This window comes from Streptomyces sp. NBC_01549 (assembly GCF_026339955.1).
GTDB lineage: Bacteria > Actinomycetota > Actinomycetes > Streptomycetales > Streptomycetaceae > Streptomyces.
In genome coordinates this window covers 1203914-1217468 of sequence record NZ_JAPEPW010000002.1, presented here as the reverse complement: position 1 = coordinate 1217468, position 13555 = coordinate 1203914, and the positions used below count along the sequence as shown (strand labels likewise).

Annotated in this window: 13 protein-coding genes and 2 pseudogenes; 9 read left to right on the top strand and 6 right to left on the bottom strand. The window is 69.7% G+C overall.

Features of this window, described 5'->3' with window-relative positions; all coding sequences use genetic code 11:
- Positions 1–201 precede the first annotated feature (201 nt).
- The gene (locus tag OG819_RS40320; protein ID WP_266654089.1) at positions 202–1176 is read left to right on the top strand and encodes a hypothetical protein; all 975 of its coding nucleotides are present in this window, start codon (positions 202–204) and stop codon (positions 1174–1176) included.
- A 194-nt stretch (positions 1177–1370) separates the two neighbouring features.
- Here OG819_RS40320 and OG819_RS40315 read toward each other — a convergent pair.
- Positions 1371–1868: pseudogene (locus OG819_RS40315) on the bottom strand (phage minor capsid protein); the annotation flags it as partial.
- Between OG819_RS40315 and OG819_RS40310 the strand changes: the two are divergent.
- Positions 1761–1985, top strand: coding sequence for a hypothetical protein (locus OG819_RS40310; RefSeq protein WP_266654087.1), 225 nt, complete (start codon positions 1761–1763; stop codon positions 1983–1985). The pseudogene OG819_RS40315 and the gene OG819_RS40310 sit on opposite strands and share 108 nt — an antisense overlap.
- Here OG819_RS40310 and OG819_RS40305 read toward each other — a convergent pair.
- Positions 1970–2218, bottom strand: a complete 249-nt coding sequence (locus OG819_RS40305) for a hypothetical protein (protein ID WP_266654085.1) — start codon at positions 2216–2218, stop codon at positions 1970–1972. The genes OG819_RS40310 and OG819_RS40305 overlap by 16 nt on opposite strands.
- A gap of 59 nt (positions 2219–2277) precedes the next feature.
- Between OG819_RS40305 and OG819_RS40300 the strand changes: the two genes are divergently transcribed.
- Positions 2278–2808, top strand: coding sequence for a hypothetical protein (locus OG819_RS40300; protein WP_266654083.1), 531 nt, complete (start codon positions 2278–2280; stop codon positions 2806–2808).
- A 566-nt stretch (positions 2809–3374) separates the two neighbouring features.
- Here the strand turns inward: OG819_RS40300 and OG819_RS40295 are convergent.
- On the bottom strand, positions 3375–3752 hold the full coding sequence (locus OG819_RS40295) for a hypothetical protein (RefSeq protein ID WP_266655627.1): 378 nt from the start codon (positions 3750–3752) through the stop codon (positions 3375–3377).
- 173 nt (positions 3753–3925) lie between these two features.
- Between OG819_RS40295 and OG819_RS40290 the strand changes: the two are divergent.
- From OG819_RS40290 to OG819_RS40280, 3 genes and pseudogenes are all read left to right on the top strand, one after another.
- Positions 3926–4069 (top strand): annotated as a pseudogene (locus OG819_RS40290) (glycosyltransferase family 2 protein); the annotation flags it as partial.
- Positions 4070–4218: 149 nt separating this feature from the next.
- Positions 4219–5592, top strand: coding sequence for an integrase (locus OG819_RS40285; RefSeq protein WP_266654081.1), 1374 nt, complete (start codon positions 4219–4221; stop codon positions 5590–5592).
- Entirely contained in the window at positions 5589–6629 is a 1041-nt protein-coding gene (locus OG819_RS40280; protein ID WP_266654079.1) for an NUDIX domain-containing protein, read from the top strand. The genes OG819_RS40285 and OG819_RS40280 overlap by 4 nt, the downstream gene beginning before the upstream one ends.
- Before the next feature lie 59 nt (positions 6630–6688).
- Here OG819_RS40280 and OG819_RS40275 read toward each other — a convergent pair whose 3' ends face one another.
- The gene (locus tag OG819_RS40275; protein ID WP_266654077.1) at positions 6689–7753 is read right to left on the bottom strand and encodes a protein kinase family protein; all 1065 of its coding nucleotides are present in this window, start codon (positions 7751–7753) and stop codon (positions 6689–6691) included.
- An 84-nt stretch (positions 7754–7837) separates the two neighbouring features.
- Complete coding sequence (locus tag OG819_RS40270) at positions 7838–9193, bottom strand: dipeptidase (protein WP_266654075.1); 1356 nt, start codon at positions 9191–9193, stop codon at positions 7838–7840.
- Between the two features lie 184 nt (positions 9194–9377).
- Here OG819_RS40270 and OG819_RS40265 point away from each other — a divergent pair, with 184 nt between their 5' ends.
- Positions 9378–10637 carry a geranylgeranyl reductase family protein gene (locus OG819_RS40265; RefSeq protein WP_266632459.1) on the top strand — a complete coding sequence of 420 codons (1260 nt, stop codon included), beginning with the start codon at positions 9378–9380 and terminating at the stop codon, positions 10635–10637.
- 109 nt (positions 10638–10746) lie between these two features.
- Here the strand turns inward: OG819_RS40265 and OG819_RS40260 are convergent, their stop codons facing one another.
- Positions 10747–11196 carry a nitroreductase family deazaflavin-dependent oxidoreductase gene (locus OG819_RS40260; RefSeq protein WP_266426198.1) on the bottom strand — a complete coding sequence of 150 codons (450 nt, stop codon included), beginning with the start codon at positions 11194–11196 and terminating at the stop codon, positions 10747–10749.
- Between the two features lie 224 nt (positions 11197–11420).
- Between OG819_RS40260 and OG819_RS40255 the strand changes: the two genes are divergently transcribed.
- On the top strand, positions 11421–12158 hold the full coding sequence (locus OG819_RS40255; RefSeq protein WP_266654073.1) for a TetR/AcrR family transcriptional regulator: 738 nt from the start codon (positions 11421–11423) through the stop codon (positions 12156–12158).
- Between the two features lie 90 nt (positions 12159–12248).
- Positions 12249–13523 (top strand): sensor histidine kinase, encoded by a 1275-nt coding sequence (locus OG819_RS40250; protein ID WP_266654071.1) that lies wholly within the window; start codon positions 12249–12251, stop codon positions 13521–13523.
- The last annotated feature ends 32 nt before the right edge of the window (positions 13524–13555 follow it).

Here is a 13555-nt window from a genome sequence, read left to right as displayed (position 1 = left end):
CAACAATGCCGTCGAGTCGGCCCAGGCAGCTGCGGACCGCATCTACGACCCGGGGTACCGGGGGGACATGAGGACGCACGCTGCGTCGATCTGCCCCTGCGAGTCCGGGTCGGTCTGCTGCCAGTGACACAGCTCCTCTCTCAGGTCGCGGTGGTGGTGAGTGGGCTGGTCCTCCGTCGAAGGCTTCCGGAGAATGGTGCCGTGGAACGGCGGATCGACTTCTCGCGCGAGCGGCAGATGCTCTGTGGGCGCTGCGATCATCGGTGGCGCGTCGATCTGGACTGGATCGGTCGGTGGGAGCAGGCGGAGGAGACCTGCCCCGCCTGTGGCATGACCTGCGAGCACGAGGACTCGCCTCGGGTGACGCTCGACTCCGGCGACCCGGCGCTCGACGACGACAGGGTCGCGCAGTTCTCCTGGTACCACACGAGCACGCAGCCGGACTGGCCGACGCGGCACTTCGACCCGGCAGCCGTCCTGACCCCCGAGACCCGCAGGATGATGGGCGGCGAGCAGCAGGTTTCCGCGTGGGCCGTGCGCCGACGGGCGTTGGCCCTCCATGTCGGCACGTACGAGGCCGCTGTCCACAACATGCTGCGTCGGATCCGCGACCAGGCCGACCAGAGCAGCCAGTTCTATCTGTATCGGGTCCGTCTGAAGCCATCCGTCGTGGTGCGGCAGGGGTGGCTCGTCGACCCCGGCAACTTCGTCGGCGACGTCGTGCTCGACGAGGTCTGCCCGCCAGGCGTCGACGTCGCCCGCTACCTGAACTACCACGAGGATCCGGGAGGGCTCTCGCTCGCGCTGGGGAGGGATACGATCGCCAGCGTTCAGCGGATCGCTGTTCCGCTCCCCGACACCGGGGATGGCGGCTGGGTGCGCGATGCTGTTGCGGCTCTCGAGGGCGTGAGCGGCTCCGCCGTTCCGGCGACCGGCGAGCTGGCCCGTTTCATGCGGCCGTCTTCGTCGCGAGCCGTCCTGGGCCGAGAGCTCGGTGTGTCCCTGGCTGGCAGACTGCCGGTCAACCTCCAGGACCAGTTCGCGTCGGCCGCGGCGTTCGCGGAGGGAGAGGATCCTGAGCAGTGGGCGCGACGGACCAGCGGCCTGTTCGATCTGATCGACGATCCGACTCGCGTGCTGGCTGCGCTCGACCGGCAAGATTCCCGGGAGGTCTGAGAACGGCCTGTCCGTTCCTGAGGGGCAGGAAGCTCGGAGGTTGCTGTCGGACTTCCAGGTTGGCGGCGCCCTGAGTCGGGAGAGCGGGAGCAGGGGCTTTGGGGTTGGCTGCCGTGGCCGAGACACTGTCGCTGTCCGGCCTCGTACCCGTCAAGGGCGCTGCTCGGTTCGGTAAGGCGGGTGAGGCCGGGGGTGTAAGCGCCCGTCGAGTGGCTGCAGTTGGGATGCTGCAACCCTGCCTGTCGTGCCTCGTCGAGGGGTCCGGCGACGTCCACGCGGACCATGCGGCCGTCCTCGATGGCGCGCTCAACCTCGACCGTGCGGGCGCCGGCCGAATCGGACAGGGACAACACCTTGCCTTCCCGCCTGCGACACTGTGGGCGCTCGCGCGAGGCATCGGAGACGATGACCAGACCGATCCCAGCGTCGGTGAGGGTCCGGGCGTGCGCTTCGGTCGCTCTCCGTCCGACGGACGTCCGGGCGGCCATCTCTGCGTACGACGTGATTTTCCAACGGCGGCAGGCGCGGTCCGCGAACGACGTGATGCCGCGGTCGGCCCTTGCGCGCATGGCGTCCTGCGTGGCGTGTCGGCGGGTACCGGTACCGAGCAGGGGCGGTGCGGTGACCTCGGCTACCACGGAGCGGTAGCCGTCCTCGACGGTCCGCAGAATCGACGGGTGCCGGTCGGTCAACAGGGTGACGGTCTGCTCGACGAGGCGGTCGACGGCCTGCGCGTTCGGGGTGACGTCGTTGACCAGACGGCGCGCGTCGTCGCACAGGGCGCCCAACTCGGCTACGGCGGCCGGTGACCGTTGTTGTACGCCTCGGTCACGGCATCGAGCACGTCGGGGGTGACGGCCTTGCCCGCCTCGTCGACAACGGCCTGTGAGGCGGTGCGTAGGGCCTGCACGGCAGGCGGCTTGCGCTCGGCCCAACCGGGTGCGTCGAGGCCGGCGGCGAATTGCCGGGCGATGATGCCGAGTAGGCGTTCCTCGGTCTGGGCGTACAAGTCGCGGGTGCCTGCGACGAGGTCTTCGACCATGACCGGGTGAATCGGCACTGTTCACGCCCAAACGGAGACTCCAGGTTGCGTGAGCTGGCATGCTCGACGCGTCGAGAGGGGTTCCGGTGGGGGACGAAGTACAGAGCGACCAAGAGCAACACGAAGTTGTGCTCAACGATGTCAAGGTGGGTGGGCAGCTCTCCCACGCGCACAACGTCGCGACCATGATGATGGAGGCCGGTGGTGTAATCGCGGCAACGTCGTTCTTGCAGTCGCTCGCACAGCACTTCGGCACGCGGCTCGCTGGCACTCTTGACGGCGGCACGCGTGCCGCCCTGCGCCGCTTCCTGCGCGGCCAACAGGAAGAGGTCGGAAGTCCCGGACTTGCGGGGTTCGACCTGCGGACGGAACAGGGTTGGCGGGTCTCGATGACGCCCGATCTTCCTGCGGAAGCGCTCGTGCAGTTGCGTGACCTTTGCGAGGCTGCGCCCCCCACCCCGGAGACTTCTACGCTCCTGATCAACTATGGAAGACGCGGATGGGAAGCTTGGGGCGCCGCCGATGGTGAGTTCGCCCGCTACATCTGGGAGCCAGCAGAAAGGCGCTGGGCTACTAGGCAGCCGGGCTGATCGGGAAATTGCCGACCGGATCCGGAGCGCCCGTCCCGGTCTCGGTGAGGATGAGCGCCCCTCGGCCTTAACAGCTGTGCCGTCCCACTCCGGGTGCAGAACCTTGACTTTCGTCGCTGCGCGGGTCGTCCCGACCGACTGCATCGCCTCGGCAACGCCCGATCCGAACTCGACCGTGGGGCGCTGGGGCATGACTCTGCTGCCGAACAACAGCCGGTCGAGGCTGAATTGTACGTGCAGTTGCTCGGCGAGGGCGTGCCGCCAGTGTCCGGCCTTCTCCGTCCGCGTGCGCGTGCTGCGCTGCGTGCGGGCGTCCACCTCGGTGGCCGCCGCTGGCTGTCTGTCTCGTCGATGGGCTGCGGCCACCGGATTTGCGGGCGGACCTGACGCACGGCCAGGTGATCGAGGTACTGGTGGCGAACCGGCTGACCGTTCCCGCGCCGCTGTTCCGCGTCGGGGACTGGGCGTACTCGTGTGAGGCCGTCACGGGTCTTGGTGGAGGCCGATGCGTGTCCCGGCTGGTGCATTGACAGATCTCATCGGTGTCTTGCTGGGGGCTTCGGCGATCAGCGGCGTTGTCGCGTCCGGCCGGTGGCAGCAAAACGTCTCCTCAGGGACACCACCGGAACTCGAAGATGTCCATGGCGAGACGCCGACGTGTCAATCGGGTAGGAGGGCCGCTGCGTGCCGTCCACGGGCTCGGGCAGCACAGCGTCCTGGTCCAGCAACACCCGCAGACAGCCGTGACTGCTCGGCTCGAACAGCACCTCGCCGGCCACCCGTTCGGCGTCCTCGGGCAGGCGCGCGGCGGCCGCGAGGCCCTGGTCGGCCAGCGCGGCAGCGTTGGTGGTCGCAGAGTGGGCCCCGGACTCCAGCACTGCGCGCAGGCGCGGGGGAGTCCACGCCCTCCACGCAGAACTGGCCGACGGCGAGTTGCTGGACACGCTGCGGGTCCACGTCGTAGCCGACGAGACGGTGACCCACCTTGGCGGCGCATACGGCCAGGGGAAGCCCCACGTAGCCCTGGCCAGCGACGATTATCTGTATGTCAGCTCCTACCCGATAGCGGTGCTTGAATGGACGGACTGTCGTTCTTGAACCGGCTAGGAGAAGCGTCGTGGCCCTGGTGTCCGTCGTGATGCCCGTGTACAACTCGGCAGCGACGTTGAGCGCCGCGGTCCGGTCGATGCTCACACAGACCCACAGCGACCTGGAGCTGTTGGTCACCGACGACCAGTCCTGCGATGGCTCCATGGACCTGCATCAGGGTGCAGGGACGAAACTGCGGAACCTGCGGCGGCTGTCCCCGTCGGCCGTGCATCGTAGGAACCGCAATCACTGAGGAGGTCGGCGGAAGAAGCACCCGCCGACGCTCCCGCACCATCACTTCGATCATCTGGGGGATGACGAATGCCCTATGTGGAAACCCGCGGGAACTCGATCCGCGTCAAATGGTGGAGCGGCGAATACCGCCTCGACGACAATGGCAAGCCGACGAAGAAGAAGTGGTACGAGTCGGCCAGCGGGCCGGAGGCGGGCGTGCCGTTCGCCGACGAGAACGAGGCCTACAACTACGGGCTCGACCGCGAGTCCGACGTCCGCAACAAGCGGGCCGGGCGCAAGTCTGCCGACCGTACGAGCATGGCGGACTACATCGACCGCTGGTTCGAAGAGAACAAGCTGCGCGCCAATTCCAACCGGACCAACGGCTCACGCCTGAATGCGGTGATCAAGCCCTATTGGGTGCAGTGGGCTGTCGATGAGATCACGCCCATCGACTACGACGCCTTCCGTCGGTACGTCACCAAGAAGTACTCGCACAACTACAGCAAAAACATCCTCGGCCTGTTCAAGATGCTGATGGATGACGCGGTGGTGAAGTACAAACTCCGCGAGGAGAGCCCGATCGTGGAACAGCGGCGCCGCGGTGTGTACAAGAAGAAGCAGACCCGCCGCGTGAAGCGGAAACTTTCCATTCAGTCCGTTCACCAACTGGCCGTCAACGCCCATACCGTGTGGGGCTTCACCGGCTGGGCGTACATCTGGACCATCGCTTTCACCGGTGCCCGGCCTCCCGGCGAGACGTTCGGTCTCCAGCGCGGCTACTCGTCGCCGTACTGGCCGGCGTCCGAGCCTGACGCCGAACTCCGCGAAGAGGCCGGCCTGCGGTACGAGACCATGCATGCGATGCGGGTGCGATACCAGACGTATATTGCCGACAAGCAGCCGGTGCTGGCAGCCCCGAAGTACGACAGCTGGAGGACGCTGGTGATGCCGCCCTTCCTCCACGAGATACACAGTGCGTTGCTGGCGTCGCACGATCAGCCGTGGACGTTCCTGTCCGTCATGGGCAAGCCGCTGCTGAGTACGAACTTCGACGACAACTACTGGTACCCGATCCGGGACGGCGCCGAGGAGCGGGACTCGGGGCCGCGGTACAGGCGGTGGGCACGGCCTGCGATGCCGGCCGTGGAGGAGATGGCCGGCGAGGACATCTACCGCCTGCGGCACTGGCACAAGGCGAAGCTGGATGAGGCAGGGGATATCCCGCGTGTGGCGGTTGAGGACCGAATGGGGCACGAGCTTCCTGGGGTGGAGGGGGTCTACAGCGAGGTAACGGTCGCGATGGAGGAGCGGATCGTGGCTTATCTACAGGGAGTCTGGGAGAAGGAAGTAGTGGGTGCGGGTCTATGGACACCGTCTTTTCCCACGCCGCTCCCAGATGACCTTGTGAAAGCGGCTCCGCCGCTGTTCAGCGGCCTTCCTGTTCTGGAGTATGAATGATCGTCTGGATCAACGGTGCGTTCGGTGCGGGGAAGACCACCACCGCACGGGAACTGATCGACCTGATCCCGAACAGCACGCTCTTCGACCCCGAGGTGATCGGCGGCGAACTCACGCACCTGCTGCCCGCCAAACGCCTCGCCGAGGTCGGCGACTTCCAGGACCTGCCGATCTGGCGGCGCCTGGTGGTCGACACCGCGGCCGCCCTGCTCGCGGAGCTCGGCGGCGTTCTCGTGGTTCCCATGACCGTACTGCGCCAGGAGTACCGTGACGAGATCTTCGGCGGCCTCGCCTCGCGCCGGATCGAAGTACGCCATGTCCTCCTCGCCCCGGCGGAAACGATCCTGCGGGCGCGTATAGCCGACCGGGAGATACCCGAGGGCCTCCCCGACGGGGAGATACGGGTGCGCCAGTGGTCCTACGACCACATCGAGCCCTACCGTGCGGCGCTCGCCTCCTGGCTCACCGCCGACGCCCACCCCGTCGACACCAGCGACCTCACCCCGTACGACAGCGCACTGCGCATCGCCGAAGCCGTACGCACCGGTGACGCGTCCGCGTGCGACATCGTGCAGACCCCCGAACCGACGTCCGAGACCGTCGCCGCCGGAGTCCTCCTTTTCGACGAGGAGGACCGGGTGCTGCTCGTCGATCCCACCTACAAGGCGGGCTGGGAGTTTCCCGGCGGCGTCGTCGAGCCGGGGGAGGCTCCCGCGCGCGCGGGCATGCGCGAGGTCGCCGAGGAGACCGGCATACGGCTGGAAGACGTTCCCGGCCTGCTGGTGGTGGACTGGGAGCCGCCCGCACCCCCCGGCTACGGCGGTCTGCGCCTCCTCTTCGACGGAGGCCGCCTCGACTCCGCCGAGGCCCGCCGACTGCTGCTTCCCGGCCCCGAACTGCGCGCCTGGCGCTTCGCGACCGAACAGGAGGCGGCGGACCTGCTGCCGCCGGTGCGCTACGAACGGCTGCGCTGGGCCCTGCGGGCGCGGGAGCGTGGCGCCGCGCTCTATCTGGAGGCCGGGACACCTCTCGGGTGATGTCGATGGTGGACGGCCGGAGGCCCAAGTACGGGCGGCGGGAACCTGGTCGCCCGCCACTACGCGAAGACGGTCGAACTGCTCTGACCGAAGCGGCGCAGCTCGTCGCCCGGGAACGGAGTCCGCCGGCTCTCCCCCCGGAGCCTGCGGTTGAAATCCCCCATCGCGGCGGCGAGGGGCGCGTGGCGGGTGAGCAGGGCGGCGGCGGCCGGGGGAACGCCCTGGGGCCGCTCACCCTCGGCGCAGGCACGCACGAACGCCTGCCGCTCGTCCCTGCCGTATCCGTAGAGGGCGGCAGCCAGCCAGTTCACCAGATACGTCACCGTGTAGACCCGGTCGTAGGACGCGTGCCGGTCGAAGAACTCGCGCTCCTCGCCAGACAGACGGAAACGGGAGGAGAGCGCGAGGCCGTAGTCGGCGAAGTAGAGCCGGTGGCCGTCGGTGAGGATGTTCTCGAAGTGCGCGTCGAAGTGCAGGAGCCCGCGCGCGTTCATGAAGGAGACTGCCGCGTCCAGCTCCCGTGTCACCAGGGAGAGGGCCTGCTCGTCGTCCCGTACCCGGGCGCCCAGCCAGTCGTGGACGTTGTGCGGGAAGTACTCCAGGAACAGCGCGACGCTCGCCGTGGCGTCGCGCAGGGCCTCGATCCGGTCGCGTACCTGCGAAGAGCCGTCCCAGTAGGCCACGACTCCGTCCACCTCGGCCAGTTCCTCGGGCAGCGGCTGTACCTCGTCGGGCAGCACCCGCCAGTGGTACATCAGCGGAAAGCCTTCGAACCGGTCGGACAGCACCCAGTTCGTCGTCATCGTGTGCACGGCCAACTCGCGCCACGCACCGAATCCCGGCCCGCCGATGGGGTACTGGCAGAACATCGGCAGACCGAAGAGATTCGCCGTGGACCGGACGTTCTGCGGCAGCGACTCCCGCTCGGTGAGCGGCACCCGCTTCACGAAGACGGGCGTCCCGTCGACGTCCAGCAGCGCCGATCTCCCCCCGATGCCCCGGCCGAGCGGCGTCGCGCCGGCGACGAGCTCCGCCAGCTCGTGATCGCCGTACAGGGCGAGTGCGGTGGAGACGTCGCCGTACGTCCCGGCACGTAACGCGCTTGTCGCTTCAGGGCTGTCCACCGGGCCAAGCTACCGCCCCGGCACGCGGAGAGGGCCCACGCCGTGTGGCGAGGACCCTCTCGGCCCGTGCTCCCGGCCGGGTGGTCAGCTCGCCGCGTACTTCTGGAGGAACAGCGCCTCCGTGACCGAGAGGCGCTCCAGTTCGTCCGGGGAGACGCTCTCGTTCACGGCGTGGATCTGCGCCTGCGGCTCACTCAGCCCGATGAGGAGGATCTCCGCCTGCGGGTAGAGCGAGGCGAGGGTGTTGCACAGCGGGATGGAGCCGCCCTGGCCCGCCGACTGCATCTCCTCGCCCGGGTAGGCGACCGCCATCGCCTCGGCCATCGCCGTGTACGCCGGGCTGGAGGTGTCGGCGCGGAACGGCTGGCCCTGGCCGATCTGTTCGGTGCTCACCCGCGCGCCCCACGGCGTGTGCGCCTCCAGATGGGCCTGCAGCAGCTTGGTCGCCTCGACCGCGTCCACGCCCGGCGGCACCCGCAGGCTCACCAGCGCCCGCGCGCCCGCCTGCACCGACGGGGTGGCACCGACGACCGGCGGGCAGTCGATGCCGAGCACGGTGACGGCCGGACGCGCCCAGATGCGGTCGGCGACCGTGCCGGAGCCGATCAGCTCGACCCCGTCCAACACCTTGGCGTCCTTGCGGAACGCCTCCTCCTCGTACTGAAGCCCGTCCCAGCGCGCGTCCCCGGTCAGCCCGTCGACGGTCGTCGAACCGTCCTCCGCGCGCAGCGAGTCCAGTACGCGGATCAGCGCGCCCAGCGCGTCGGGCGCCGCCCCGCCGAACTGGCCCGAGTGCAGGTTGCCCTCCAGGGTGTCGATCCGCACCCGTACGAGCGTCATCCCGCGCAGGGTCGCGGTGACCGTCGGCAGACCCAGCCGGAAGTTGCCGACGTCGCCGATGACGATGGTGTCGGCGGTCAGCAGCTCCGGGTGCTCCTCGGCGTACCGCTCCAGACCGCCCGTACCCTGCTCCTCCGAACCCTCGACGATCACCTTGACGCCCACCGGAACGCCACCGTTCGCCTTCAGCGCCCGCAGCGCGAGCAGGTGCATGATGAACCCGCCCTTGCAGTCGGCGGTACCGCGCCCGTACCAGCGGCCGTCGCGCTCCGTCAGCTCGAACGGCGGGGTCGTCCAGGCCGCCTCGTCCAGCGGCGGCTGCACGTCGTAGTGCGCGTACAGCAGCACCGTCTTGGCGCCCTCGGGCCCGGGCAGGAAGCCGTACACCGACTGCGTGCCGTCCGGGGTGTCCAGCAGCGCCACGTCCAGGAAGCCCTCGGCGCGCAGCGCGTCGGCGACCCAGTTCGCGGCGCCCTCGCTCTCGCTCCTGGGGAACTGGTCGAAGTCCGCCACCGACTTGAAGGCCACCAGCTCGGTGAGCTCCGCCTGCGCCCTGGGCATGAGCGAGGCGACGGTCTCGGCGACCGGATTCGACGACATGGGCACGCTCCTTGTAGGTGCGACGTTGTGCTTCTGTGTACAAGTGATCGGGTGGTGCGTACGCGCGTCTTGGTGTGCAGGGCGCATACGCCCCCGATCCTCCCACAGTGGCCTGCGGCGATGCCCGCCGTAGGATGCTCGGGACAGGTGCGGCAGACGGCTGGACTGGGAGCAGTAGACCATCGTGAGCAGCGAGAACTCTTCGGCGGACGACGAACAGCGGGTGTGGGACGTCGTCGTGGTCGGCGCGGGGCCGGCGGGCGCCTCGGCCGCCTATGCGGCAGCGGTCGCGGGACGCAGCGTCCTGCTGCTGGAGAAGGCGGAGCTGCCCCGCTACAAGACGTGTGGCGGCGGCATCATCGGCCCCTCGCGCGACGCTCTGCCGCCGGGCTTCGAGCTACCGTTCCGGGACCGGGTGCACGCGGTCACGTTCTCGCTCGACGGCAAGTTCACCCGCACCCGGCGCTCCAAGCAGATGCTGTTCGGGCTCATCAACCGGCCCGAGTTCGACCAGCAACTCGTCGAACACGCCCAGAAGGCGGGCGCCGAGCTGCGCACGGGCGTCACGGTCTCGCGGGTCGAGCAGCACGGGTCCGCCGTGCCCGACCGGCGCACCGTCGCCGTCGTCCTGCAGGGCGGCGAGACCGTGCTGGCCCGGGCGGTCGTCGGCGCGGACGGCAGTGCCAGCCGGATAGGGGCGCACGTCGGGGTGAAGCTCGACCAGGTCGACCTCGGTCTGGAGGCGGAGATCCCGGTGCCCGAGACGGTCGCGGAGGACTGGCAGGGACGGGTCCTGATCGACTGGGGCCCCATGCCGGGCAGTTACGGCTGGGTGTTCCCCAAGGGGGACACACTCACCGTCGGCGTGATCTCCGCGCGCGGCGAAGGCGCCGCCACCAAGCGGTACTTGGAGGACTTCATCGCCCGGCTCGGGCTCGCCGGCTTCGAGCCGAGCATCTCGTCTGGACACCTGACGCGCTGCCGCGCCGACGACTCCCCGCTGTCACGGGGGCGCGTGCTGGTCTGCGGCGACGCGGCGGGGTTGCTCGAACCCTGGACCCGCGAGGGCATCTCCTTCGCGCTGCGCTCCGGGCGGCTCGCGGGGGAGTGGGCGGTTCGGATCGCCGAGGCGCACGACGCGGTGGACACCCGGCGCCAGGCACTCAACTACGCCTTCGCCATCAAGGCGGGGCTCGGCGTGGAGATGGCCGTCGGCAAGAGCATGCTCGCGGCCTTCGAGCGCCGCCCGGGCATGCTCCACGCGGCGATCACCAGCTTCCGGCCCGCCTGGAAGGCGTTCGCCAGGATCACCCGCGGTTCGACCACGCTGGGCGAGCTGGTGCGGTCCCACCCGATGGCCGGGCGCGCCCTGTCCGCGCTCGACAGCCGATCGGCTGCCGTCCCCGCGCCGACCGCCGACGAGAGCGCTCCGGCCACGGAGTGACGGTGACCCGTGGCCGTGGGGCCGTGGCCGAGGTGTGTCCGGTGGCCGCGGACGCGTGGTGGGGGAGTGCACCGGTGGCCGACGGGGGTGACCGTCGGCTCCTGGCCGGTCAGCTCTCGACCGTGATCCGGAAGACCGGGTGGTCGGGGGCGATGCGCCGCAGCTCCTCGGGGGACGAGTCGGGGCCGACGCCACCGAAGAAGACACCTACCTCCGCCTTCCAGCGCTTGAGGTAGGCGCGCAGCAGCGGAACCTTGTCGTCGTCGCCGACCTCGGTCGCGGTGAACGTGTCCACCTTCTTGCCGAGGCGCAGCTCGCCGCCGCCCGCGGCCCGCATGTTGTGCGTCCACTGGACGTGGCCGCGGGGGGCGAGCAGGTACTGCTGCCCGTCCACAGTGAGCAGGTTGACCGGGGTGGTGCGCCACTCGCCGCTCTTGCGGCCGCGGACGGCCAGGACCCGGGAGCCCCAGATGCTGAGGCCGCGGCGGGTCATGAAGGCCACGGAGCGGTTGAAGACGTTGACGGTGAACCAGCCCGGCTTCTGGACGTGCGTGGACATGATGACCCCCATCGGTTACGAGAGCGCCGCTCTCTGGGCGTGAGCGCTGCTCGCTTTTGTGAGCACTGCTCTCGCTTGAGAGCAGTCTGCATGAGGTCGGTGATCCAATGCAAGAGCGGTGCTCACGTTTGTGTGCACCGATCTTTTTAGCATGCACCGCTCTCGTTAATGTGCAGTGCTCTCGTTTGTGTGCACTGCTCTGAAAACGTGGCACACTTCCCCGCATGAGTACCGCACGAGGAGCACGCGCCCGAGCCAGGATCGAGGTCAGCGCGGCCATCAAGGACGAGGCACGCAGACAACTCGCCGCGGAGGGCGCCGCCAAGCTCTCGCTCAGAGCCGTCGCCCGCGAACTCGGCATGGTCTCCTCGGCGCTCTACCGCTACTTCCCCAGTCGCGACGACCTGCTGACCGCCCTCATCATTGACGCCTACGACTCCCTCGGCGAGAGCGCGGAGGGGGCGCACGAACAGGTCGCGGGCACCGGGCCGCGTGAGCGCTGGATCGCCGTGTGCGTGGCGGCGCGCCGCTGGGCCTTGGCGCATCCGCACGAGTACGCGCTCATCTACGGTTCACCCGTGCCCGGCTACACCGCGCCGGACACGACCGTCCCGGCCGCCTCCCGCGTGGGGCTGCTGCTGTTGGGCATCGTGCGTGACGCGTATCGGGGCAAAGGGATGGCCCGCACCCCGCTGCCAGCCGAGCTGAAAGCCGAGGCGCGGCGGATGGCCGCCGACCTCGCTCCCGACCTGCCGCCCGAGGCGGTCGCGGCGCTCGTGGCCGCCTGGGCCCAGCTCTACGGGCTGATCGGTTTCGAGCTCTTCGGCCAGTTCAACCGGGTCGTCGAGGACCGCGAACCGTTCTTCCGGCACGCGGTGGACCAACTCGCCCACGGCGTGGGACTGGTGTACCCCGAGCCGGCCGGGACCCGGGGCAAGGGGAACGGCACGGCGGGTTCCTGACGACGATCGGGCGGTACTCCGTGGGGAGTACGCGTGATCACCTCGCCCGGCTGACGCCCCGGGCGGCCCGTGCCGTCTAGCGTGACCGTCATGGAAGAGCAGCGAACCCCCAGGTCCCCGGTGTGGTCCGGGGTACCGCCGTGGTGGCGGCACGGGCCGGCGGGGTGGCACCGATGGAGCGGCGAGCACCGCGGCGAGCACCTCGGTGAGCACGTCGGGCGCGGTGACCGGTGGCCGTGGCGTTCCACCCTGCTGCTGACCGTCTTCGTGCTGGGCGGCTCCCAGTTCGCGGCGCACGCCCAGGGCGGCGGGCGCGCCCACCTGGACCTCTTCGCGAGGGCGCTGCTGATCCTCGGCACGGGCCTGCTGCTGTGGCGGCAGCGGCACCCGGTGTTCGTCGCCTTCGGTACGGCCGTGACGGCGCTGGTCTATCTGGGCGCCGGATATCCGTACGGGCCCGTCTTCGTCACCGTGGCCGTCGGCTGTTTCGGCGCGATCGTCGCCGGGCATCGCTGGGCCGCCTGGACGGCAGTCGGCGTGCTGTGGGCCGGCCATCTGTTGGTGGGGCACTGGCTCTACCGCCGGCTGCCGCCCACGGGCGACCAAGCCGTCTCCTGGAGCCAGGAAATCGGCATCATCACCTGGGGCGTGGTGATCATGGTGGTGTCGGAACTGGCCCGGGTACGCCGTGAACAGTGGGCCCGCGAGCGTGCCGAACGCGCGCGGGCCGCCGCCCGGCGCGCCGACGAGGAGCGGCTGCGGATCGCCCGTGAACTGCACGACGTCCTCGCCCACAGCATCTCCGTGATCAACGTTCAGGCGGGTGTCGGCCTCGCGCTCCTCGACTCCGACCCGGAGCAGGCGCGTACGGCGCTCACCACCATCAAGGAGGCCAGCAAGGAGGCGCTCGGCGAGGTCCGCCAGGTGCTCGACACGCTGCGTACGCCGGGGGAGGCGCCGCGCGCACCGGCGCCCGGTCTCGACCGGCTCCCCGAACTGGTCGAGCAGGCGGCGAGCGCGGGTCTGACGGTCGCGATCGAGAACGCCGGAGGCTTGCCGAGGCTTCCGCCGGGTACCGACCTGGCCGCGTTCCGGATCGTCCAGGAGGCGCTCACCAATGTCGTACGGCACTCGGGGTCGCGGCACGCGCGTGTGCGGCTCGAATCCGCGCGGGGCGCACTGCGGCTGCGGATCGACGACGACGGGCCCGCGACCGGCGCCGAGGCGGGCGGCAGCGGCAACGGTCTGGCCGGGATGCGGGAGCGGGCCGTCGCCCTCGGTGGCACGATCGAGGCGGGCGCGCGCGACGACGGAGGCTTCCGGGTGCTGGCCGTGCTCCCGTTGAAGGTCGAGGAGGACCGGTGAACGGTGCGGGAGAGCCGGTGGACGGCGAAGGG